The sequence below is a fragment of the Verrucomicrobiia bacterium genome (genome assembly GCA_035489575.1).
GTDB lineage: Bacteria > Patescibacteriota > Saccharimonadia > Saccharimonadales > JAGQNK01 > DATHJY01.
The window spans coordinates 224,759-247,396 of the sequence record DATHJY010000013.1; the positions used below are offsets into that span (position 1 = coordinate 224,759).

27 protein-coding genes are annotated in these 22,638 nt (G+C 49.8%); 6 read left to right on the forward strand and 21 right to left on the reverse strand.

The features are described from left to right. Positions 1-94: 94 nt before the first annotated feature. Both VK694_06980 and VK694_06985 read right to left on the reverse strand, forming a co-directional pair. On the reverse strand, positions 95-685 hold the full coding sequence (locus VK694_06980; protein ID HTE58461.1) for an NYN domain-containing protein: 591 nt from the start codon (positions 683-685) through the stop codon (positions 95-97). A gap of 12 nt (positions 686-697) precedes the next feature. Next, on the reverse strand, positions 698-1,714 hold the full coding sequence (locus VK694_06985; protein HTE58462.1) for a Kiwa anti-phage protein KwaB-like domain-containing protein: 1,017 nt from the start codon (positions 1,712-1,714) through the stop codon (positions 698-700). Between the two features lie 149 nt (positions 1,715-1,863). Here VK694_06985 and VK694_06990 point away from each other — a divergent pair, with 149 nt between their 5' ends. Continuing rightward, on the forward strand, positions 1,864-2,988 hold the full coding sequence (locus VK694_06990) for a hypothetical protein (protein HTE58463.1): 1,125 nt from the start codon (positions 1,864-1,866) through the stop codon (positions 2,986-2,988). 6 nt (positions 2,989-2,994) lie between these two features. Here the strand turns inward: VK694_06990 and def are convergent, their stop codons facing one another. Continuing rightward, the gene (gene def, locus VK694_06995) at positions 2,995-3,555 is read right to left on the reverse strand and encodes a peptide deformylase (GenBank protein HTE58464.1); all 561 of its coding nucleotides are present in this window, start codon (positions 3,553-3,555) and stop codon (positions 2,995-2,997) included. A 52-nt stretch (positions 3,556-3,607) separates the two neighbouring features. Between def and VK694_07000 the strand changes: the two genes are divergently transcribed. Both VK694_07000 and VK694_07005 read left to right on the forward strand, forming a co-directional pair. Then, on the forward strand, positions 3,608-4,132 hold the full coding sequence (locus tag VK694_07000; GenBank protein HTE58465.1) for a hypothetical protein: 525 nt from the start codon (positions 3,608-3,610) through the stop codon (positions 4,130-4,132). 390 nt (positions 4,133-4,522) lie between these two features. Further along, entirely contained in the window at positions 4,523-4,858 is a 336-nt protein-coding gene (locus tag VK694_07005) for a DUF1801 domain-containing protein (GenBank protein ID HTE58466.1), read from the forward strand. Positions 4,859-4,875: 17 nt separating this feature from the next. Here the strand turns inward: VK694_07005 and VK694_07010 are convergent, their stop codons facing one another. The 11 genes from VK694_07010 to VK694_07060 form a co-directional block, all read right to left on the reverse strand. Beyond that, positions 4,876-5,178, reverse strand: a complete 303-nt coding sequence (locus tag VK694_07010) for a hypothetical protein (protein HTE58467.1) — start codon at positions 5,176-5,178, stop codon at positions 4,876-4,878. After that, complete coding sequence (locus tag VK694_07015; protein ID HTE58468.1) at positions 5,159-6,106, reverse strand: hypothetical protein; 948 nt, start codon at positions 6,104-6,106, stop codon at positions 5,159-5,161. Before VK694_07015 ends, VK694_07010 begins: the two co-directional genes overlap by 20 nt. Beyond that, positions 6,078-7,433 carry a glycine--tRNA ligase gene (locus VK694_07020; protein ID HTE58469.1) on the reverse strand — a complete coding sequence of 452 codons (1,356 nt, stop codon included), beginning with the start codon at positions 7,431-7,433 and terminating at the stop codon, positions 6,078-6,080. The genes VK694_07015 and VK694_07020 overlap by 29 nt, the downstream gene beginning before the upstream one ends. Before the next feature lie 53 nt (positions 7,434-7,486). Next, complete coding sequence (gene recO / locus VK694_07025; protein ID HTE58470.1) at positions 7,487-8,182, reverse strand: DNA repair protein RecO; 696 nt, start codon at positions 8,180-8,182, stop codon at positions 7,487-7,489. Then, on the reverse strand, positions 8,179-8,547 hold the full coding sequence (locus VK694_07030; protein ID HTE58471.1) for a response regulator: 369 nt from the start codon (positions 8,545-8,547) through the stop codon (positions 8,179-8,181). Before VK694_07030 ends, recO begins: the two co-directional genes overlap by 4 nt. Next, a complete protein-coding gene (locus VK694_07035) occupies positions 8,544-9,230 on the reverse strand; it encodes a hypothetical protein (protein HTE58472.1) in 687 nt (228 codons plus the stop codon). The genes VK694_07030 and VK694_07035 overlap by 4 nt, the downstream gene beginning before the upstream one ends. A 215-nt stretch (positions 9,231-9,445) precedes the next feature. Further along, positions 9,446-10,192, reverse strand: a complete 747-nt coding sequence (locus VK694_07040; GenBank protein ID HTE58473.1) for a hypothetical protein — start codon at positions 10,190-10,192, stop codon at positions 9,446-9,448. A 29-nt stretch (positions 10,193-10,221) separates the two neighbouring features. Continuing rightward, positions 10,222-10,746, reverse strand: coding sequence for a hypothetical protein (locus tag VK694_07045; protein ID HTE58474.1), 525 nt, complete (start codon positions 10,744-10,746; stop codon positions 10,222-10,224). After that, on the reverse strand, positions 10,743-10,952 hold the full coding sequence (xseB, locus tag VK694_07050; GenBank protein ID HTE58475.1) for an exodeoxyribonuclease VII small subunit: 210 nt from the start codon (positions 10,950-10,952) through the stop codon (positions 10,743-10,745). Before xseB ends, VK694_07045 begins: the two co-directional genes overlap by 4 nt. A gap of 19 nt (positions 10,953-10,971) precedes the next feature. Next, positions 10,972-12,093, reverse strand: coding sequence for an exodeoxyribonuclease VII large subunit (gene xseA / locus VK694_07055; protein HTE58476.1), 1,122 nt, complete (start codon positions 12,091-12,093; stop codon positions 10,972-10,974). Further along, the gene (locus VK694_07060) at positions 12,083-13,153 is read right to left on the reverse strand and encodes a lysylphosphatidylglycerol synthase transmembrane domain-containing protein (GenBank protein HTE58477.1); all 1,071 of its coding nucleotides are present in this window, start codon (positions 13,151-13,153) and stop codon (positions 12,083-12,085) included. Before VK694_07060 ends, xseA begins: the two co-directional genes overlap by 11 nt. Positions 13,154-13,229: 76 nt before the next feature. Between VK694_07060 and VK694_07065 the strand changes: the two genes are divergently transcribed. Both VK694_07065 and VK694_07070 read left to right on the forward strand, forming a co-directional pair. Continuing rightward, positions 13,230-14,450: a methyltransferase domain-containing protein gene (locus VK694_07065; GenBank protein HTE58478.1), complete on the forward strand. Its 1,221-nt coding sequence runs from the start codon at positions 13,230-13,232 to the stop codon at positions 14,448-14,450. A 2-nt stretch (positions 14,451-14,452) separates the two neighbouring features. Then, a complete protein-coding gene (locus VK694_07070; GenBank protein ID HTE58479.1) occupies positions 14,453-14,725 on the forward strand; it encodes a 50S ribosomal protein L27 in 273 nt (90 codons plus the stop codon). Here VK694_07070 and VK694_07075 read toward each other — a convergent pair whose 3' ends face one another. The 7 genes from VK694_07075 to ftsE all read right to left on the reverse strand — a co-directional run bounded on the left by VK694_07075 (position 14,726) and on the right by ftsE (position 22,221). Then, on the reverse strand, positions 14,726-15,793 hold the full coding sequence (locus VK694_07075; protein ID HTE58480.1) for a hypothetical protein: 1,068 nt from the start codon (positions 15,791-15,793) through the stop codon (positions 14,726-14,728). 55 nt (positions 15,794-15,848) lie between these two features. Further along, a complete protein-coding gene (locus tag VK694_07080; protein ID HTE58481.1) occupies positions 15,849-16,265 on the reverse strand; it encodes a response regulator in 417 nt (138 codons plus the stop codon). 21 nt (positions 16,266-16,286) lie between these two features. Next, complete coding sequence (locus VK694_07085) at positions 16,287-17,897, reverse strand: CTP synthase (GenBank protein ID HTE58482.1); 1,611 nt, start codon at positions 17,895-17,897, stop codon at positions 16,287-16,289. 82 nt (positions 17,898-17,979) lie between these two features. Then, complete coding sequence (locus VK694_07090; GenBank protein ID HTE58483.1) at positions 17,980-19,164, reverse strand: S41 family peptidase; 1,185 nt, start codon at positions 19,162-19,164, stop codon at positions 17,980-17,982. Positions 19,165-19,283: 119 nt separating this feature from the next. Continuing rightward, entirely contained in the window at positions 19,284-20,435 is a 1,152-nt protein-coding gene (locus VK694_07095; protein ID HTE58484.1) for a CHAP domain-containing protein, read from the reverse strand. 135 nt (positions 20,436-20,570) lie between these two features. Then, on the reverse strand, positions 20,571-21,515 hold the full coding sequence (locus VK694_07100) for a permease-like cell division protein FtsX (protein HTE58485.1): 945 nt from the start codon (positions 21,513-21,515) through the stop codon (positions 20,571-20,573). A 13-nt stretch (positions 21,516-21,528) separates the two neighbouring features. Next, positions 21,529-22,221 carry a cell division ATP-binding protein FtsE gene (gene ftsE, locus VK694_07105; GenBank protein HTE58486.1) on the reverse strand — a complete coding sequence of 231 codons (693 nt, stop codon included), beginning with the start codon at positions 22,219-22,221 and terminating at the stop codon, positions 21,529-21,531. Positions 22,222-22,350: 129 nt separating this feature from the next. On the opposite strand from ftsE, the gene VK694_07110 reads away from it, so the two are divergent. Beyond that, on the forward strand, positions 22,351-22,548 hold the full coding sequence (locus VK694_07110) for a hypothetical protein (GenBank protein ID HTE58487.1): 198 nt from the start codon (positions 22,351-22,353) through the stop codon (positions 22,546-22,548). The last annotated feature ends 90 nt before the right edge of the window (positions 22,549-22,638 follow it).

Here is a 22,638-nt window from a genome sequence, read left to right on the forward strand (position 1 = left end):
GTAGTATACAGGGTTTAGCATGTGCGGTTTGTTGTAATTACGAGCCGCTCTTTTGCGACCATATAGTGTGCTTTCTGTTTAGGGAAAGCTACTGTCATGACTTTGGTCGAGGAGCGGGCCGATGCTTTTTGCGGTCGTGGTATGCCAGTTCTTTGCGGGACTGATCCAGCCGGTCTACGTAGGCGTCGAAGGTGTTGTACAGGTTAGAATAGTGCCCACTTGGTGCGAGCAGCTTCAGCAATTTACCTTCCTGCTCGAGGTATTCAACCAGACTATAAAAGTCACCGTCGCCAGAAACAATAATAGCCTTGTTGTAATGTGGCAGCTCTTTCATAGCCCACAGTACTAGGTCGGCATCTATGTTGCCTTTTGTTTTCTTATCCTCTTCTTTGTCGGGCCTGCCCTTAGAATCTGTTTTGTCGGACATCTCTGGGCGCGGACGAGTCATATCAAATGTAGGCTTCAGCACAATGGCATAGCCTGACTCGTGCAGCTGCACGTACATATCCTCGAACTCCGGAACATACCCGATGAACATCAGCGCCTTCGTCACGCCGTACTTCTCTGTCAAGTACACACGAAACTTACGCCAGTCCATCTTCCAACCCAGTTTTTGCACACTGATATTTAGGTTTTGGCTATCTATAAAAGCAAATACTTGCTTTGGCTGAGTCTCTTTTCCCATATCCTAATGATACTACATGACTTGCTTTAGTAAGTCTTCGTCATCGGGTGGCTTTAGCGGTCGCTTAGTCTTGATCTCGTAGCGTAGCCCCGTAACGGGTGATTCCATGTAGTCATCGTTCAGGAGGTTAACAAATGTATTCAAATCTTTACCGTCCATAAGTATTATTGCCCCTGTATCGTCGGTCATGAGTGGAATTTCTATCTCTTCTGCATGGTTCAGTAAATCTTCCTGTTTCATGGCCAGGGGGTCAATCTTTTGCAGCTTGTTTACCAGAGCTTTTTTGCCTTTTATCATTTCCTCGAACGAAGATTCGGCAAAACTCAGTTTGAAGTGCTCACCGATCAGCTTGATCTTGTCCAGGGCAATGCCGTACTTCTTGGCATTGTAGCCAAACAAAGACTCTAGCTTGGCCTGATTAAATACGTACATATCTTGGTCTACCACCAGCAGTTGGTTGTCCTTGGGAATCTGCAATGATCCATCGGCATCAAACGGCACAAACCTGCCGCCACGCATCAGCCAGGCGGTGCTCCCTTTCATGACCATATTCGAAGACAAGGCTTTGATGATATAAAACGGCTTGGGTAAAGACGCGTGAGTACAGCGGGCCACTAAACCCTTGATACGCTTAAAGTCGTGTTCTTCCTCTACGAATGTTTCTATTTCGTGTTCTTGGGTTTTCAGCCAGTTCAGCGCCATGCGAGCGTTTTCAACATTGCGGAGCTTGGTTCGTTGCAGAACGTTGCCTTCGGCCTCTCCCTCTTCGAACTCCCGAACTGTCAGGCCAGACTCAGCCCCCTCCAGCACAAACTCTAGCAGGTTGTCTACCAGCAGTGGTTCTAGCGATTTACGCAGGTCTTTGCTGACCGCCGCCCTGTACACGACATAGTTCTTGTTGAATAGAAACAGCTCAATCACCAGCTCTTCCTTTATGGGCACGAGATTGTTGGCCCAGAGGAAAACGTCAGATTGCTCGTAGCTCTCGGCCGCTGGTGCAGCCGTTTCTTCGGTGGTAGGTTCTTCCACGTATGCTCCGTATATTCTTTGGTTTTATGCTTGTCAGCCACCATTCTACCCGAAAACAGCAGACTTGCATGCTGTAAAATTGGAGCTCTTCCTATTCTCAAGCAGGATGAGACTAGGCTGAATTATTTGTTTATGGTAAAAAGTATTTTATGACACACATAGAGGGAGAACCTCTTTTTTATTACGATCTGTTCGAAAATCGCATGCTTACGGGTGCTACTGCGTACGAGGACGCCCTGGCAGCCGGTAGTAACCCACATGATTTCATAGACCTGCGCGATGCGTTGCATGATCCTAAGCGTTACGCAGCACTTGTGACAAATGAGGTGCCTCGTCAGATTGAATTACCAGATCAAGAGGATTTAACAGCCCTTGCACAGTGGGTCGGTCATGAAATTCTGGGTGAACGGGTGCGCGTGGTTATTGGTCACTTTAAATTTTTACACAAGTTAAGCTTGGGCGCCTCTGAAAAAGGAATTGAGAAACTAGGAGGATTCTCCGCACTGTATGAGCGCGCCGAGCTTCCCAATGCCGTGAGATATGGCCTATACGATAGTTGGGATATCAATGATTTTGCTGACTATGTATACAAACAAGAGACGAACCCAGACCGCACAAAGTCACTCACCCAGACCCTGCGTGAAGCTAACCTAAGGGGCGAAGGGCCAGGCCTGAAAACAATAAACGAACGTACAAAAGGCGGCATGCGGCGCCTACTAACGCGACGTGGGCTATATATATTCTTTGGTGCAGACGAAGACTACTACGAAGATTGGGGTGTGGACTTTATGTTTGCCAACAATGGCCGACCCGTCGACACCGGGGTGCTCAAGCTACTCTCGCCAAAACGACTGTCCCCTGGGGCAAAAACCATTCACGCAAGATACGGCACCATCGAGAAATTTAACCTTAAAGTCGAAGACAAGTACTACGCAGAGGTAGATCGTATAACCATAAGAAACGCTCATAAATTTGCCGCCACTATGCAGGCCGTTAACGATGGAGATTTGCCCACTTCTATTATGGTGGGCTGCACCAATGAAGCAGAGCTGAGACATGTCGTTGGGAAGTACCAATTACTTGAGGAACTTTGCCCCGCACTGGAGCCGGATCAGATTATAGAAATCGTACAAGGTACAACCAAGCAAGCGCTCTACGCCATTATGCGTCGGAATCGTGATAAAACAGCTGCCCATATTGAGGTAGCTGCCGTCAGAATTGATGTCTTTGATGACGTCTGGCCGCCTACGCCCAAACTAGCGCTAAAGGTATAGGTCCGCCTACGACTGTTTTGCCAGGATTTTGCGTGCGCGCTTCATATACTCTGCGTAAGTTAGATATGTCGTACTGTCTACCACTCTGTCGACAAACAATATGCCATTCAGGTGATCTGTCTCGTGCTGTATAACATGCGCCTGCAGTCCCTCATATATTTCATGGCGCAGTCTCCCCTGCTTGTCCCAAAACTTTACTTGTATCTTTTGGTAACGTGGCACCTTGGCAAATAGTGCCGCCTTGCCTGGCCCGCCGCTGATACAGCCTTCATATAATTGAATACGCCGGCCAAAAGTCTGGGTAATTTCAGGATTGATGAGTACTAGGTCAAATGGTTCTACTTGTTGCCGATGTGCCAGGGGCCGAATAGCGATAACCACCACTGCCACACTGTGGCCAACCTGGGGAGCTGCCAGACCAATACCCAGCTTCTTTTGTAATAACGTATGCCGCATGGCGGCGATCAGCTGCTGCAGGTCTGTTTCAATAATTTCACTCGGCTTAAGGCGTCGTGCCTGCTGGCGCAGAATAGGATTGCCAAATTGGGTACGCCTGAGAGCTTGCATAAGATTCAATATAACATCGAAAGAGTTGTTATGTGAGGTGAGAGGAGCTGAATTGGGGGGCAGAGCCGGAATCTCGACAAGTCGAGAAGAACATCCGGATGCCCCACGCTCAGTACAAAGCACAGCTGGGCAAGCCCAGGCCGTGTCTGTCGGACTCGATGAGGGCCAGCTCGGGGATGTACACGATGCTGCCACTCCGAAGGATGCCGTACCAGCCACCGCCGTAGCAGTTGACTTCGAGCATCGATTCGCCCGGGTTCAGCTGGGTACCAGCGACGGCACAGCCGAGATCGGCGCAGTTGGCTACCGGCCGGGTCGACAGGTAGGTCGCCGACTCGATGGTGACGTAGCGCTTCTCGACACCCAGTGGCTCCGTGGTGGGAGGCGCAGGTGGCGTCGATGGCTGGGTTGTGACGGTTGTCGGTGGCGCGGGGGGCGCTGTCGTGTCGGGGTCGTTGGTCTCGGATGTACTGGCCGGTCGCACGCTCTGGGCAGCAGCTTGCTGCACAGCCGGCGGCTGGACGGTGGTGGTCGTGGCGTCGGGTTGATCGGTTGCCGTTGTCGGCGTCCGATGTGATGCCGTCGTGGTCGACGTGGTCGTGGTAGCCGACGCTGCGGCTGCGGTCTCGGCTGGCTTGTCCTCCGAATTGTCCGGGGGATTCAACAGCACGAAACCCAACAGAGCCAAGGCCCCGAAGATGAGCACGACCAGAACGCGCGCGAGACGACGCTGACCCTGGGGAACTCCCTCGAGGAGTTTTTTCAACTTTCTCACCTCACAGTGAAAGGTTCTGTACTGCACGCCAATCGCGCAAGAACTGTCTATATTATAGCATAAAAACTAAACTTAAGCAATACCACCCCTGTCGGGCCATTGCGATACTGCTACTATTATCGTATGAGTAAAAATCAGACCAATCCACGCGTAGACAGTTACATAAATTCCCTGCCCGACTGGCAGTAAGCCATCTGTAAAAAGGTCCGCGACCTGGTACACCAAGCCGACCCAGAGGTGCAGGAAGAGATCAAACGGCGCATTTACCCGTACTTTACGCTCCAGGGCAACATCATTGCCCTCATGGGCACCAAAGACCACGTAAACGTCTTTATTTACGACCCTATCGCACCGGATCCACAGGGCATCATAAACGCCGGTCAGGGCAACAAAACCGGTCGAGGCATCCAGATCTACCAGGGCGACCCCATCAACGAGCCTGCCCTCCTAAACCTCCTCAAAGCCGTAATAGCCAACAACCGAGCCGGCGGCTGGCGCAAACTAAGTCATAATATGTATGGGAAGTAGTCCTTAACAACCGCTATCTAACTTTTGAAACTGAAGATAAAATTATCTGAAGCTACTTCAAGCCCATTTTCTTTAATGTAATCTATTTTCTTGCTCTTAGAAGCACCTCTCAACTCAATAGGAAGTCTAGAGTTTATGTAAAAGAAGAGGTCTAAACTCTCTTGCTCTCGATTATCATCAACAGGAATAAGCCCGATTCTATTCCACAAATCTAAGTCAATTTTTTCGTCTAAGCAAAAAATAAACTTACCATTAAAATACATGTCGCCATACTCTTCATTGGTAAGCTTATTCTTCAGTCTAAAATGAAATTTCGCCATCTAAAATTCCCTCGAGAATTTGTTGTCTTGTTACTAGAGAATAATACAGTAATTCCCTTCTCTTGTCGCTGTAGTCAATTAAGGGGTGGTGAGGCATCTTGATTATTTCTGCAGCAATCGAAAGACATTGTAATCTACGCCCCCACTCGGTATTTCTCTCTATATGTGACCAAATAATCTCAAATATATTTTTATCTTCACCAGCAGAATCCCTAATCAAGGTGTATTTTTTGCCTAGTATATATCTTTTCTTAAATTGCTGTCGATCTCCGAGGTAGCGCTCAATGTCATCATCACTAAGCTCGAATAATAGACTGCTACCGTGATCATAGAGGGGCGAAAAATGTCGCTTACTTACTAGGACACTTGGGTCAATCGCACGCTGACCCTTACGTATGGTAAAATGCTCAGATACTCCCCAGTTCTCATGATGCCGGTCCATGTTACCAATCCAGGCGTCAAATACAATCATTTCCGCAAAACTATCTAATATATCTTCAGGCGAATAATAACGTGCTCGTATGCGCTTTTCTATTTCCTCTAATGTGAGTGAATCGGATGGTGTATTTACAATCCTCTGGCCGTAAGTAATCTCATAGTCTTTCGGGAATATATTTCTCGCAAGTGTGGCAATCGGTAATAATTCTTCCTTGTTGCCAAGGTGCTGCTTAACAACTTTTATGATATTGGGGGGTATCTCTTTTATAGTTACTTCTTGGCAACGAACTTTTGCGATCTGTGCCAGTTTAGACGCGATCAATTCGCTAAACACCTCGCGAGAGTTGTGCCGAGAGAACTTAAGTAGAAATGTTTGATTAGTCCTCTCATGAACAACAGTAACACGTGGCCGTGAGCCACCTACAACTTGAATTTTTAAAACCGGCTTGAAGGGCGGAAAGCTAAGCTTCTTTATTAAGTAATGTTTCATGTAGCTCGTTGTAGCTAATGCGCTCCTGCTTGGTGGTGTCGCGGTTGCGGACGGTTACGGTGTTGTCTTCTAGGGTGTCGAAGTCGATGGTTACACAGTATGGGGTGCCGATCTCGTCTTGGCGGCGATACCGTTTACCTATGTTGCCGTTGTCGTCCCACATGACGTTGCCGATTTCTTTCTTTAGGCTCTTGTAGACTTCCTGAGCTTTTTCTACCAGTTCTGGTTTGTTCTTTAGGAGTGGGCTGACTGCAACTTTGTAGGGGGCTAGCTTGGGATCTAGTTTGAGGACAATGCGCTTTTCGCCGTTAATTTCTTCTTCGTGATAGGCATCTACCAACACAGCCAGGAACATGCGCCCCACACCCACGGATGATTCGATAACGTAAGGGGTAAAACGTTCCTTGGTCGCGTCGTCGAAATACTGCAAGTCTTTGCCGCTGACCCGCATGTGATTTCCTAGGTCAAAATCTGTACGGTTATGGGTGCCCCACAGCTCTTTGAAGCCCTGCGGAAACTTAAAGTAAATGTCATGGGCCGCTGCGGCATAGTGAGCTCGTTCGTCCTCGCCGTGTTCATGCCAGTCCAGATTAGATTCTTCTATACCAAGTCGCTCTGTCAAAAACTTCCAGGCAAAATCACGCCACTGCTCGTAGACATCTTTTTGATCGGCAGGACGAATGAAATACTGCATTTCCATTTGTTCGAGCTCGCGGACACGAAAGATAAAATCACGCGGGCTTATCTCGTTTCGGAAGGCCTTTCCAATTTGGGCCACACCAAACGGCAGCTTGGCGCGCATGGTCTCGCGTACGTTTTCGTAGTTGGTAAAAATCGAACCAGCCGTCTCCGGGCGCAAATAGGCTACTGATGAATCGTCCTCGATAGGACCTACCCACGTTTTCATCATCATGTTGTAGAAACGCGGCTCGGTCAGTTCCTTCTTTCCACAGGTTGGGCACGCCTTGTCTTTCAGCAGCTCTTTGAGTTCATCCAGGTTAGTAGAGTCTGTGCCAGCAAGATGATCAGCCCGGTGACGTGCACCACAGTTTTTACAGTCCACGAGCGGATCGGTAAATCCCGCGATGTGACCACTTGCCTCCCATAGCTTAGGGTTCTGGATAATCGCACCGTCCACACCAAATATGTTGTCGCTCTCGCGGACCATAGCGTTCCACCACGCTTGCTTGATATTATTGGCCAACTCTACGCCCAAAGGCCCATAGTCCCAGAATCCAGCCAAACCACCATAAATTTCGCTGGCCTGAAATACAAACCCACGCCGCTTACATAGCGAAACAATGTCATCCATTTTTACATCACTCATATTGATGGTGATTATATCTGATTGGATCAGAGGTGTACAGCTCGCGCCGAGGGCTATATTCGAATTTGCTGGCGGAGTAGATTCTGAGCCAGCTTGAGGTCATCAACCACACATTTCTGTGCGTCAGCCACCTGCCGCAGCACCAGTGGGTCTTCTGCGGCATACCCAAGTCGTAACAATTTTATGTGGTTGGCCGTGAATGGCCCGCCCTCCTGCTGGCGAAAGCTCATAGATTCAAAGTCGAACAAGTAAGCCTGGCCTGCCTCCAGCTGGCGACCACTTGAGTCAGTCTGCAGGTTGGGCATATGACCAGTAACGTTCAGTAGCTGCATACAAAACCACAGGTCCACCAGCTCAGGCGACAGGCCGGCGTCGTTCAGTCCAGCCAGGGTTCGCTGCAAGATCAAGAAATATTCTTCGCCTGCTGCGTCTTCTGTTACGCGGTTGATCCGGCGCAAAAAGTCATAGGCCAGCATGGTCCGGACAATGTCCTGCACGATAGCGCCGTAGTGCGTTATCAAGCGCGACGACACCAAACTACCGATCTCTCCCCTTCCCGGCAGTACGGTTATATCACTGACGCTCAAAAGCTCTATGCCGCCAGCCAGTTTTGACCGTGGACGTCGCACTCCCTTGGCAATGACTTTCAGCTTGCCGTGATCAGGACTCAGAATAGTTAAGATCCGATCAGCCTCCTGGAAGTCGGTTCGAGTAAGCACGATGCCGCTGGTGGTCAGTTGATTTTTCATGCGGTGCTGTTAACCGCTTGTACAAGTTCTCGCAGCGATGTGGCAGGTTTATACAAGTGCCGCGTTATGCCGAGCTGCCGAGCCACTGGCGCGTCCAAATCGAGGCCGCCCATTGGTACCCAGGTATGGGCTATGACGGGGATAGTTTGCCACTCTGGATAAGACCGATATTCGTATAAAAACTCGACGCCAGAATGCCCGGGCAGTTGCAGCTCCAGAATCACCGCCTGGGGCTGGAACTTATCGGCCGCAAAAATAGCCGCCTGTGCGCTGTGGCACCCCCGCACTACATGGCCAGCCGCTTCTAGCGCCGCCGTATATATGGTGGCTAGCACGGCGTCTGGCTCTAGCAGCAAAACTCTCACGATACCAGCTGCAGCTGGCTGCTAGGGTGCAAAGTCGCGGCCAGGCCCGTTAAGCTGTTGTGGCGCGCCACACGCAAAGGTGCCGACATAGACCGAAGCAAGGTGTCGGCAATAAAGATACCCGCGCCAGCACCACTGCTGGCACTAGGCAGCGGCTGACGCACGTCACCATACAGCGCCCGGCCCCACCGAAAGACATCAGTGCTCAGACCCGCCTGGTTGTCGAATACGCCCGTTACCAGGCCCGTGCTGCTTCTGTGGGCCGCCAGAATCACCTGGTGCCGTTTGTCCTGAGGAGTCTGTGCCTCAATAAGGCTGTACCCCAGCAGCAACAGTGCCGACTGCAGACTTTCGTTGTGGGCCATGACCGGGCCGTACTTGCCGCTCAGCCGAACCTCGACATCGCAGTTGTGGTCCTTGGCAAACTGCTCCAGCTGGTGCGCCGTGTCGGTCAGCACCGAAGATACCGATACCGGCTCTAGTTTTAGCAACGCCTGGGTCTGTCGATCAGCGCTCAGCAAAAAGGCGTCGACATAAGACAACGCTGTCTCCGCAACAAACTGAACATGCGACAAATGTGCGGCGTCAGCAGACGACACACCTAATTCTGCCCGGCGGGCGATTTGCAATAAGGGCACTTTCAGCTGTTCAGCCAGCGCCCTTAGTAAACGCTCATCTGCCAAAGAATAAACCCTCCTTGAGTACTTTGGATTATATACCCAAAAGAGGTGTCTATAGCAACCCCTGTCTAAAAATTACTTCCGGAACAGATGCCTCGGTGAGTCAGAATTTTCTAGACTGAGTGAGGCATATCCATAGATACGTTGAGCGAAGGCTGGGAGATTCTGGCCGCCGAGGCGCTGGACCGGGAGTGAGATTTGGACAGGGGTTGCTATACTTATGGCACAAAGGACAAATTTGGCAAAATGATATTGTTAAAATCATTTATAAATGTCTGTGACAGTGTAGAAACACGGATAGTCTTGTCGCGCAGCGGCAACAAAACGGCACTGCCATTCACGCCTTTCTCTATCTCGCCGTTCACCCGCGTGCCAAGAACACTCGGTACCTTGGCTAGCGAAAACGGCTGCACCTGCACGGTTCCCTTTTTTGCAGCAGAATCGTAGCCGTTCAAAACTCCGTTATAGGGCTGTTGCAATACCTCTAGCTTGAGAGCAAAGGCTGTGCCAGACGACAGGCCAGGCACGAAGTCTGGATGAAAATGGCCAACGATCAAACCCCCAGAACGACCCGCCTCGTCTATATAAGCCGCCCAGGTCTTGGGGTATAGCATTTCAACCGAGCCATAGACAGTAGGACCCTTGTAGTCCTTAAAGGGATTCTTTTCACGCTCGGCAAATTCTTTTTCTTTGGTGGTTTCTACCTCTTTTTTGGCGATAGTCACTGCGGCAGCGGCTTTTTGGTCTGAATTATTTTTGTAGTCCAGTCTCTCGCTGGAAGCCCATATAGCAAATGCCCCGGTCCCACACGACAACAGGAAAAGCACCACAACAGGAATAATCAGCCAGTTAAAATGCCTTCGTCTTCGAGACGCGGCCATACCTGGCTGCTGGCCAGGATACGGCAGCTGGCCGCCACTAGGCGGTAACCCCGGCTGCTGCGGGTATGGAGACTGCGGATTCATATAACTAATGCTAACTCAGAACCCCTAGCCTACGCAAGCTGCTCTTTAGGGGTATTAGTGTTGTCGTAGATATACAGATACACCCCTTTTTTATCTTTTGTCGCTTCTTTGCCTGGTACCTTAAAAGTAAAGCTGGCAAGTTTGACTTGTTGTTCGGGATAGTTCTGAATAATCTTTTTATCCAACTTTTTCATATATCTGTCTAACAGAAATACGTATATTCCGTCTGCCCGGGGCCACACATGGGACCAATAATTACCCCATATAATCTTTACATGACTGCGGTATTTGTAGGTACGAATATAACTGACCAATACCAGGAGCGGGTTAAGCTCGTAACCAATTACTCGCAGCCCTTGTTCGGCGGCGGCCAACAGCATAGTGCCATCACCGCTGCCTAGCTCTAGGAGCGTCTGGCCCTTTTCGAGCCCCAGGAGCTCTAGTGCCGCTTGTTTTTGCGGCTTGAGCGTAGGCAGATAAGGTGCCCCGAAAAATATAACAAACCCAAACAGTAATATGACCCATGCAACCACCAGATATAGCACCAACATCATACGCTTCCAGCCTCCCAATTGGCTTTTATTTTTGCCACCTTATTTTCTGCTTGCTTCAGATATGTTTCTAGTTCTTTTGTAATCTTCATGCCACGCTCGTACAGAGCCACAGCCTCGTCAACGTCCAGACCGCCGGTCTGTAGCTTGGCCAGGGTATCTTCCAGCTCTATACTGAGCGCCTTGTAATCTATCTTAGCCTGTGCCATTTGTGCCTATTATAGCTCATCATTCGAGGACTATGCTCGTTATAGTCGCCCCTGCCTGGCCATCTTTGAATTGCACAGAAACTGTTTGATCTTTTTTGAGCTGCTTAACAGAGCTAAGTGTTTTATTACCTACCCGCACCAGCACATACCCACGTTGCAGTGCAGCCATCGGGCTCAGCGCACTCAACACTTGCTGCCTGAGGGTAAGCAGCTGCCGCTCGTCAACCAAGAGCTGTCCGACAAGCGTAGTCAGGTTGCCCACGCTGTCCTTCAGAAGCTGCTGCGCATCACTGACGTTTCGCTGCAGATAAGTACCCAGCGTGACCTGTGCGTCGTTCAATTGCTGCAGCACGTGCCGCTTGTCTGGCACCAGCAATTGTGCCGCGTTGGATGGCGTACTTGCCCGCTGATCAGCCGCCAGCTCCGCCAGACTCATGTCTACCTCGTGCCCAATGGCAACCAAGGTCACAACCCGGCTGCCGGCTACTGCCCGCGTAACCTGCTCTGTGCTAAATGCAGCTAGATCTTCTGCACTACCGCCACCACGAGTGATCACTATCACGTCTGCCGGGTTCTCGTGTGTATTGAAGTAATCCAGTGCGGCAACGATCTGCCCAGGCGCCACTTCGCCCTGCACCTGCACATCTGCCAGCTCTATATCTACCCCGCCCCAGCGTTCCTGCATGATCTTGATAAAGTCATGGTAGGCAGCGGATTCGCCAGAAGTTATCAGACCGACCCGCTTTGGCGGATACGGTAGCGACCGCTTACGGCTGTCGTCAAACAAGCCTTCGGTTCGTAGCTTTGCTTCTAGTAAGGCTGCTGCCCGGCGCAGTGATCCCTCACCCACAGGCTGCAAGGATTGAACCGTAATGCTAAACCCATAAAGCGGATGGAGTCGAGGCGTGCCAGTTACCTGTATCATTAATCCATCCTCTAGCGGTCCTGACAGCTGGTACACCGTACCAAAAAATTTTACGTTGGCGTTCTCGTCTTTTAAGTCAAAATATACCCATCTGTTCTTACTGACGCGAAAGTTCGCCAGCTCGCCCACTATCGTAACTATCGGATAGGCATATTCAATCGTCTGGTTAAAGACAGCTACAAAATCCGAGACCGTCAGGACAAGGTCAGAGCTCATCAGTATCACGCTCTAAATGGTCTTCTATCTGGGGCTGAGCGTGCAAGGTGCGATGATAAAAGAAATAGCCGGGAATCAGCTGTACGGCCATGCTGAGAATACGGTACATCACCGTCACTGGCAGGCTTAAGGCTGCCGGTATACCACCCGCTGCCAACACCGCAGTCATGAGTGCCTCATATATACCAATGCCGCCAGGCAATATAGAAATAAGTCCAGCAAAATTGGCCACAGCGTAGGCCAAAATAACCGCTCCGATATTCACCCACTGGCCAAAGGCAACGTACACGGCGTAAATGGTCATAAGCTCTGCCACAACGCTCAGGAGCGCCCACCACAAAGGCCGGTTGAGGGCCGTAATATCACGCCTAATTTGCATGTAGTTCTCGTGCAGCTCGGTAAAGGCTTTTTTAGCCCGCGTCACACTGATGGTTTCGGGGTGCTTTGGCCGAAAGATATGAATAACGCCGTTAATAAGTTTTGTCAGAAAAACAAAAAACGTATTGATACGTGACTTACTGCCAACAATAAAAGCGGCCACAAAAGTCAGCACCAAGATAAGCGTACTGAGAATGCCGGCTATCAAAATAGCAAAGTCGTTGGCCTTGCCGCCTATAGCCAGTGCGCATAGCCCCACAAACAACAATATTTGCACCGAGACAAATATCAGAATAAAACGGAATATCTGCACCAGCGTGGCCTTGGCTGTCGATATATTTTCATCACGCAGCCGTATATTGATATACGAAAAGCCACTTACGCCCCCACTGGGAAAGACGGTGTTTACAAAGTTCAGTTCCAGCGCCAAGCGCATCATAGAGCGCGTACGAAACCTGGTGCCAACAGCCCGAAACAGCCCTTGGTACAGTTTTGCCTGCGCAAAGTAGTTGAGTGTCTGCGTGAGCGGTATGAGCAGAAGATACCACAGCTCTACCTCACCAAAATTTTTATAGGTCTCGGCAAGTTGGCGCCGAACCGCGTAAGTGAGTCCCACGAGCGCCACTATAGTAAAGATATTTAACGCGGTTTTCCATCTCCGCGAACGAAGTTTATCGGTCATTCGATAGTATTATAGCGGATCATCGCATAGAGTGCCCGCGTGCATAGCATTGTTGGTTCATCTATACTTATAACTTATGAGTGATACCGTAGCCATTTTGGGGCGCCAGCCCACCCTTGGTCTTGCCGAGTTAGAGAGTATCTGCGGGGCAGACAAGATTCAGCCCCTGCCAGGTGCAGCACTTGTTGGCATTGAGCCAGCAGATTTCCCCATGAGCCGGCTGGGAGGCACTATGAAGGCCGCCAAGCTCCTTACCTTTCTTCCCTTTACAGACTGGGAAAAGATAGAGGCGTACTTGGTGATGGCCCTGCCCAAACATGTACCCGTGATCCCCGAAGGAAAGATTCGCCTGGGACTGAGTAGCTATGGCTTCAAAGTATCTATCAAGCGCCAAAACGCCACTGGCCTGACACTTAAAAAAGTCGTGAAACAGGCGGGACGATCAGTTCGTGTCGTTCCCAATGTCATGAACGAGCTCAATAGTGCCCAGGTACTCCACAATCAGCTGACAGGCCCCACTGGCATAGAACTGGTACTTATAAAAGACGGCGACCAGACTGTTTTGGCCCAAACTTTTGCAGTTCAGGATATCGAAGCCTACGCTGCCCGCGATCAGGCCCGTCCCAAGCGTGACGCAAGAGTGGGCATGCTACCGCCCAAGCTGGCACAGATTATCATAAATCTTGCAGATAACCGCGGTGGACAGCCGTGGGGCGAAGAACACCAGCAATACGTGCAAAAATCCTATGGCATAGCCGTGCTTGACCCCTTCTGCGGGACTGGCGTAATACTCCAAGAGGCTCTGCTTGCAGGGTACGATGCCTATGGCACAGATCTAGATAGCCGAATGGTCGCCTATTCTAAAGAGAATCTTGAGTGGCTCTTTGACAAATTTGCGGACAACCTAGAGGAGCGTGCGTACCATCTGGAAGTAGCAGATGCAGCACAAGACACATGGCAAGGGTTCGACACCATAGCCTGCGAGACGTATTTGGGCCGACCATTTTCCGGACCACCGAAGCCCTCGACACTCAAAGAAGTCATGCAAGACGTAGATACTATCCATAAAAAGTTTCTCAAAAATGTAGCCAGTCAAACCAAACCAGGCTTTCGCATGTGTATTGCCGTCCCCGCCTGGAAAACTAGGTCGGGCTTTCAGCACCTGCCAATACTTGATTCTCTCGAGAGATTAGGGTATACTCGTGTAAGTTTTGCTCATGTGAGTAGCAAGGATCTCCTCTACTATCGTGACGATCAGATCGTTGCCCGTGAGCTTGTAGTACTAATAAGGAAGTAATTATGTCAAAAGTTAAAGCTGGTGGTAGTTCAAAGAATGTACACGACAGTCCTGGGCAACGCCTTGGCGTTAAGCTCTTTGGTGGCCAAAAGGTAAAAACTGGTCAGGTTATTGTTCGCCAAACCGGTCTTTCTAAGCGCGCCGGTAAAGGTGCTTTTGTCAGCCGCAATTACACTATCCACGCGGCCAAAGATGGCATCATAAAATTTCAGTCGCGCCGTGTCCGCCTCTTTAGCGGCCGCTCCGTTAAGCGCACTGAAGTCACCGTCGAATAATTAGTAATCGTCCGGAACGTCACTTGCCGTCAACATGTAACTGTCATCTATTGTTGACCTGCTCTTGCTGACTACTACATTCAATTCATCGGCATATCGATACCCGTGCATAAACTCGCGTGCAAACGCACCTGCGATAGCATTCTGTAGTTCTTCGCCGTCCTCGCCGTAATCCTGCGGGAAAAAGATTGCAAGTTGTGCCGTCCGGCGATCGCGCTCTATGTCATACTTGGCATCGACCTTCAGCCGCTTGCCATTCCACTCAATGTCGCAATACCCGCCTTCGTTTGCCTGAATAGCCTCATATATATACATATGAAGGTTAACTCTTGCCTGGACCGCATCGATAGCTAAGCGCTTTTCTGGGATATAAGCCCCCGCATTCTTGTCCAATACCCATGCTTCTTCAACCTCAAACCCCCGAACCACGCCGCGAAGCACATTGGCCTCCGAGTAAGCCCTGTCTGGCACTTCGTCGCTGGCCAGCCACGTCGTGTCAATTTTCACGTCCAATACTGGATCGCGCGCCTCTACCCTTTCGCGAGCTGGGGACCTGCGAGCCATATCAGTCAAAAAGACTTCTTGAAAACCAGCAGCAGTTGCCTTCTCTTTCAGGCCACCTATCCAGGTGGTCGAACTGTCGTATCTTTGGTCTCGGACCGCATCGACGCGCAGATCAAAACCACCGTCCTCTCTTTTGACAGCCCAGCCTTTTGCTTTCACAGTTTCAGTGGTCAGACCATGTTTATTAGCAAAGTCAATTAGCTCCGGGTAGTGATACCGCTCGTCATAGCTCCTCATCTCATCCATAAGTGAGTGATGACCTCCCACGGTTGCGCCATAAGAGCGAAGATCCCTAGGTGAAACTACCACTATAGGATCCCCTTCAACTAGATGTATTTCGGTATATGGCCCTGCGCCAGCAGGCGCATCACGAAATCGATCTAAAGCCTGGTGTATCAGTCCTACTTCGCTAGCGGAATCGGGCAAAGCTTCGTCATCCCAGGCAGGCGTAAACTGTGACTCGTCGCCGGATACTACTGTTTCATTTAAGGTGTTTGTTGTCATATTATATAATACAACAATAGCATATTTCTAGAAAATAATCAATGCCTGACTACTGTTATACCGGGATACCAAGATGGTGCTTTATGCGTGCCACCACGTCGGCAATAACAACTTGAGATTTTACCAGATAGTCATCTACGCCCATGCCTTCTGCACGCTGGCGGTCAGACTCCTGGCTGAGTGCGGTGAGCATGATGACCTTGATATTGGTGGTCTCTGGGGTATTGCGCAGGATATCTAATACGTCAAAGCCGCTGACTTTGGGCATCATAACATCTAGAATGATCAAGTCTGGCTTGTAATCCAGAGCGGCAGCCAGCGCTTCTTCGCCATTGGGGACACGACGGGTGTCAAAACCTTCTGATTCAAGACGAACTTTATAAACTTTTGCAAGCGTGTCGTCATCCTCGACAAGCAAAATCTTTTTAGGATGAGCCGGGGCTGGTGCGGGTGCTGAGGTTTGTTGATCCATATCGCTCATGCTACCCCTTAACTATGCCTTTTTCAAGGTTGCTTTTATAAAACCATCGAACATTGGGTGGGCCCGATTGGGGCGAGATTTGAATTCTGGGTGAAACTGACTAGCCATCAGGAACGGGTGGTCTACGCCCTCTATTATTTCTACCAGGTCATTCTGAGGATTGATACCCACTGGCTTAATCCCCCAGCTTTCATACTGATCACGATAGGCATTGTTGGCCTCGTAACGATGACGGTGACGCTCCACGATCTTGGTTGTCCCGTATGCTTTAGCGGCCAAACTACCGGGTTTGATCTCGCAGTCATAGTTACCAAGCCGCATAGTGCCCCCGGTATTCTCCAGGCCTTCCTGCCCGGCCATAGTATGTATAACCAGGTTGGTGCTGTCCGAGTCTAATTCGGCAGAAGATGCATCATGAAGACCCGCGTTGCGGGCCGCTGCTACAACTGCCATCTGCATTCCTAGGCAAAGCCCTAGGTAAGGTATTTTGGATTTCAGGGCATACTGAGCTGCCTTTATCTTGCCTTCTAGCCCACGGATGCCAAATCCGCCCGGCACGACAATGCCGTCCAGGTCATGTAAGGCTGCCGCCATATCAACAGTTGAATCCTGCAGGGCTTCGGCGTCGACCCACTTGATATGAATATTGGTGTCATTCCACCATGCAGCCGAACGCAATGCCTCAAAAACCGACATGTAGGTATCGGTATTGTCCATGTACTTTGCCACCACTCCGACTGTCACGTGTTTGTCGAACTTGGCAGTTGTTCGTTTTACCATATCACGCCAGTCTTTCAGATCTGGTTTCGAGACCCTTAGGCCCAGCCTGTCCGCAATAACATCTGCAATGCCCGTATCTTCAAGCTCTATCGGTACCCCATAAATGCTGGGGGCGTTTGGAAGAAGCGCAATTGCTTCTTTGCCTACTCCACAGAATAAACTCAGTTTGTTTTTCACGTTCTCTGGAGATGGATTTTCACTGCGCGCTACCAGAATGTCCGGTGCAATACCTAGCCCTCTCAGATCCCGCACAGAGTTCTGCGCAGGCTTAGTCTTGAACTCATTGCTAGCCCCAAGGTACGGCATATAGACCACGTGTACATACAGGCAGTTCTCCTGACCAGCACGTATGCCAAACTCGCGAATAGCTTCTATGAAACTGAGGGATTCGTAGTCTCCAACTGTACCGCCAATCTCTACAATATGCACATCAAAGTCTTCGCCCGCCTTGTCAATATAATCCTGGATAGCGCCGGTTAGGTGAGGAATGATTTGCACGTCCTCGCCCTCGTACTTGCCGGCTCGCTCGTCCTGAATAACCTTTAGCAAGACTTTGCCGCTCATAAGGCTACTCGTCGTCGACAGCTCTTCGTCAATAAATCGTTCGTAGTGCCCTAGGTCTAGGTCAGTTTCTGCGCCGTCTTTTGTTACAAAACATTCCCCATGTTCACGCGGATTTAAAGTACCCGCATCTACATTCAGATACGGGTCGCATTTTTGGAGATTTACACTGAGTCCACGAGCCTTCAGGAGATTGCCGATTGAGGCGGCGGTTATGCCCTTGCCGAGTCCGGAAAGAACACCACCTGTTACAAATACGAACTTAGTCGCTTTTTTTGTCATACCTATAACGACTCCCTGTTTGTTATTTCTTGATACTACCACAAGCGTCTACAAAAGAATACAAATGATGTACAAACTACTTCTAACGCCGTAGAGAATTCAGGGCGGCATCTTTCTGAGGGTCTTTGCCGGCCTTGACGTCATCCGCTGTGCGTTCTACTTTTTGGTCTGGTTCAATACCCTCTTTGTCGATGTTTTTGCCGCCAGGAGTATACCAGCGAGCAATAGTAACTTTTAGCACACCGCCATCGCGCAGATGCTCCAGCTGCTGCACCGAACCTTTGCCAAATGACTTTGTACCCATCAAGGTTGCCGCACCGTTGTCTTTTAGGGCACCAGCCAAGATCTCGCTTGCGCTCGCACTTCCCTCATCGATCAACACCACGGTCGGTACACCCTGAAGCATTGCGTACCCCTTGGACTTGTAGTCGCGAATAGTAACGCCGTCCCGCTTTTCTTGCAATACTGTCTTGCCCTTGGGCAGCCATTGACTGGCCACTTCCACTGAGGCGTCAAGCAGTCCACCAGGATCGCTACGCAGGTCTACAATCACGCCCTTTACATTCTTCTGCTTAAACTCTGTAGCGGCTTGCTGCGCGAGCTCGTCCGTATCATCCGCGAACCGGCTGATCTTCATGTAGCCGATATTTCCTTCTTGCACGCTAAATTCTATGCTTGGAACAGTGATTGTCTGACGGGTGATATCAAAACTCAGCTCTTGGCTATTCTCGCGAATAATCTTTAGCTTTACGTTTGTACCAGCTGGCCCACGTATTTTGTTGACCGCCTCGCTGACACCAATATCATAGGCTGACTCACCATTTATTTCGGCAATAATGTCCTTGGGCTTTAGGCCAGCTTTTTCTGCTGGGTAGCCAGCGATTGGCGCGACAATGACAACGGCGTTCTTGTCCTTGCTCAGTTCTGCACCAATACCACTGAAGTTGCCATTTAGGTCCTCGTCGAATTCCTTTGCTTCTTCGGCATTCAGATATTCGGTGTATTTATCGCCGCTGGCTTTCGCCATTCCCTGCAGAAGGCCGTCCACCAGCTTGTCGGAGTCTAGCTGACCATCAAACTCTTTCCGCAGAACATCATACATTTGTTCCACGCTGCTATAGTCAAGGTCAGCGGGCAATCCCTTGGAGACACTCTTCCGAAACAGTCTGTCACTGCCAAAAGCAATAGTGCCGCTACCGACTCCAATTCCGATATAAAAAGCAACGACAACTATGAGCAAAATTGCCAGTGTTCTCGCAAAGAGCATTTTCTTATTTTTTACATGCTCTATAGTATTCTGTCTCAAAGATCCCCTCCAGATAAATTCACTTTACCTCATTATCTCACAAGTCTAGGAACTTCGGCTGAGAATACCCTTAGACTCTTTTAGAAGTGAATAAAGACGAGGCCATTGGCCGAGATACGAGCCTCTGAATAATAGCCGTCGAGGCCTGCGTTGTACTGGCTAACGTAGATAGTACCATCGCCATAGACGTGCTCGACATACATAGCATGGCCGTAGGTGCCACGGTTGCTAATAGCGACATCACCGGCTCGAGCACTGCTGTCCGCTGGTATACCGGCGTTTCGAGCGTTCTCGTCCCATTGGTTCGCATTGCCAATTCCGCCCCAGTATGGCATGTATCGTCCAGTGCTCCAGACTTTCCAGGCGGTATAACTGACACATTCGCGGTTATACATACCCCAAGAATCTACAATGGAGTCGATCGGTGCAAAGGCCCAGCCGCCGGGATAGCCACCGCCGCCGGGAATACCGGTTGGCACACGTCCGCCAAAGAGACGAGCGTTTTCAACGCCCTGCTGCTTACGTAGCTCTGCAACCTGTGCATTATTGTTCTTAATCTGTGCGTTCAGCTCGGCCTGCTGGCCTTGGTTTAGCCCAAGCAAACGATTTTGCTCGGCCTGCTGAGCAGCTACTTTGGACTGCATGACCTTCTGGTCGCCGATCATCTGCTCTAGGGTTTCGCGCTGGCTCTTCAGCTGCAGTTTGAGTGCGTTTACTTTATCAAGGGTGTCTTTTATCTTGTCTTTGACGCTATTGCGATACTGCTCTTTGTCGACAAACTCGCTCAAATCCTTGCTGGAAGCTAGCATTTCTAGCGTAGTGATGTCGCCTTCTAGATACATCGCCTTGATATTTTCGCCCAATAAGTTCTTTTGTTTGGCTAGCTCTGCCTCGGCAGTAACGATCTGTTTTTGCAGCTCGTCGCTCTTGCGCTGGTTCTCGTTTATCTGAGCTTGCAGGCTGTTGATTTCGCCCTGCATTCGATTAATAACGTCCTGTAGGGTCGCTGCCTCAGCTCCCAGCTGCGCCCGAGACTGTACCCGTGTGGCAGAGTCTTGGCTAAGTGATCTAATCTGTTCGTCGAATCGATCGGCAGTCACTAAAGGTGTCAACAAAAAACTGGCACCAAATACCAGCATACAGACTGCCGCAATAAGACGATGCCTATGACTTATGGTACTAGAACTTATTCTGAGATGAGTTCCGGTATTTTTGATTTTTTGTTTTATCATTGTCAGATTTATCATACCATACCTGGTTAATAATTTCAACCCGCTTATCCTTAGAGAGCCTGGCGCAACACGGATGTGTCAGCGCAAACTTCTACCCTCTTTGTTAGATGTTAATGCATTTCAAAGTACTGTTTTTTATTTCGAAGTCTTGAACTTCAGATAGCGCCGCGTAGCAATAACTGATGAAGCGGCACCGATAAGTATACCAATGCCAAGCTGTAGGGTCAAAATGATCCAGAACCTGTCGGCAAAGTAGTCGCTCGCATACCTGATATCTAATACGCCCAAAGAGCTAGCTTCGAATGCCGACGACGAGATGACAAATATGGAGTTACAAATAACTACAGATATGATTGCCGAGAAAATACCATACAACACGGTCTCTACCACAAATGGGCCACGTATAAACCAAGTGCTAGCACCAAGCAGACGCATAATCTGCAGTTCGTCGCGGCGGTTAAAGATAGCCATGCGTATTGTATTAAAGATAATCAGAATGGACACCACCGTAAAGACAATGATGCTGGCAACACCCGCTTGTCGCAAGAACCGTGTAGCGCTGGATATTTTGTCTATAGCCTCCTTGCGGTCGCCCGAATAAGATGTTTCGTCCGATTGCAGCTCTTTTATATCTGGCTTTTCCAGGTATGTCTTGATGTCTTCTATCTTGTTGGGGTCTCTCGGTTTGACCTGTAGGCTAGCTGGCAGCGGGTTGTCGGTCTGAGAGATTGCTAGTAGCAAATCTATATTCTCTTTGTTGGCCGCCTTGTAGACTTCCAGTGCCTGTTCTTTTGAAACGTAGGTAACTTCACGGACGTTCTGGAAAGCCTTGATGTCACTGATCAGCTTGTTGCGCTGATCGGCCGTAACAGAGTCTTTCAGATATACAGATATGTCTATTTTGTCGGTGATTTGCTGGATGGTATTGCTGAAAGTAGCGTTGGCAATGATCGAAAATAAAATAATAGTCAGCGTAATGACCATGACCGCCATAGCGGCAATAGCAAGTGTGGCATTGCGTACAAAGTTCTGCAAACCGGCCTTGATGATACGGAACTGAGTGAACATCCAGTGGTTCATTTCTACCCTACCCTCACTGTGTCAATCCTTTGTTGTACTCGGCGTTAGCACGGTCGCTGACAATACGACCGTCTTTTATAGTCACCACACGACGCTTGAGTTTGTTCACGATATCTTGGTTGTGGGTGGTCAGCAGCACGGTCGTGCCGTAACGGTTAATCTTTTCCAGGACTTTTATAACGTCCCAGGCGTGCTTGGGGTCGAGGTTGCCAGTAGGCTCGTCTGCAATCAGAATCTTGGGTTGCCGGACAATGGCCCGCGCGATAGCAACACGCTGGCGCTCACCACCCGAAAGTTCGGCTGGCATACGCTGCTCTTTGCCCTTTAAGCCCACAATATCTAGCACTCTGGGTACAGTGTGGTTTATCTCTTTGTTACCAAAGCCTACTATTTCTAGTGCAAAGGCCACGTTCTCGAATACGGTCTTATTTGGCAGTAGCTTGAAGTCCTGAAACACCACGCCAATCTTGCGGCGCAGCAATGGTATGTCTCTGTCTTTGAGCTTGTCGTAATCCAGCCCACCGATGACAATCTTGCCACTGGTTGGTTTTTCTTCTCTGGTCAGGAGCTTGAGAAGTGTAGACTTCCCCGCTCCCGAGGTCCCAATAATAATAACGAACTCTTTAGGCTCGACATGCAGCGAGATACGGTCGAGTGCGGTGTTACTACGGTTATATACCTTGGTTACCCTATCAAGAAGAATCATTTGCTTACACAGTATAACAGACAGAGCTATGGCTTTGTACCTGCTTGTGCTTTTTATATTTTCGTTCTATAATATGTTCGTCGATTTCTCAACCGAGAGTCGTTCCTGAGGTGATCGAAAGGTAGCACCATGGGTGTTTTGTTGTTTTTGGCAATCTTCGCCTTGATGTGGTTCTGCGTCGCGAAGGCCGTCAACGAGCTGGGCGTGTGGGACATTCCCGGTCTCTCCAAGGAGGCGACCACCATCGAAGCCAGCAAGTCAGTGACCCTGAAGTACGCGGCGGGCGCCGTCGCCTGCTTCATCGTGGTCCTCATCATGCTGGCGTAGACACCGCCCGCTCTCGCCACAACCCCGTGTAGTACCCAGAACAACCAGGGTGCCGTCAAGGTAAAGAGGTGGTCTCTTAACCGAACCAGC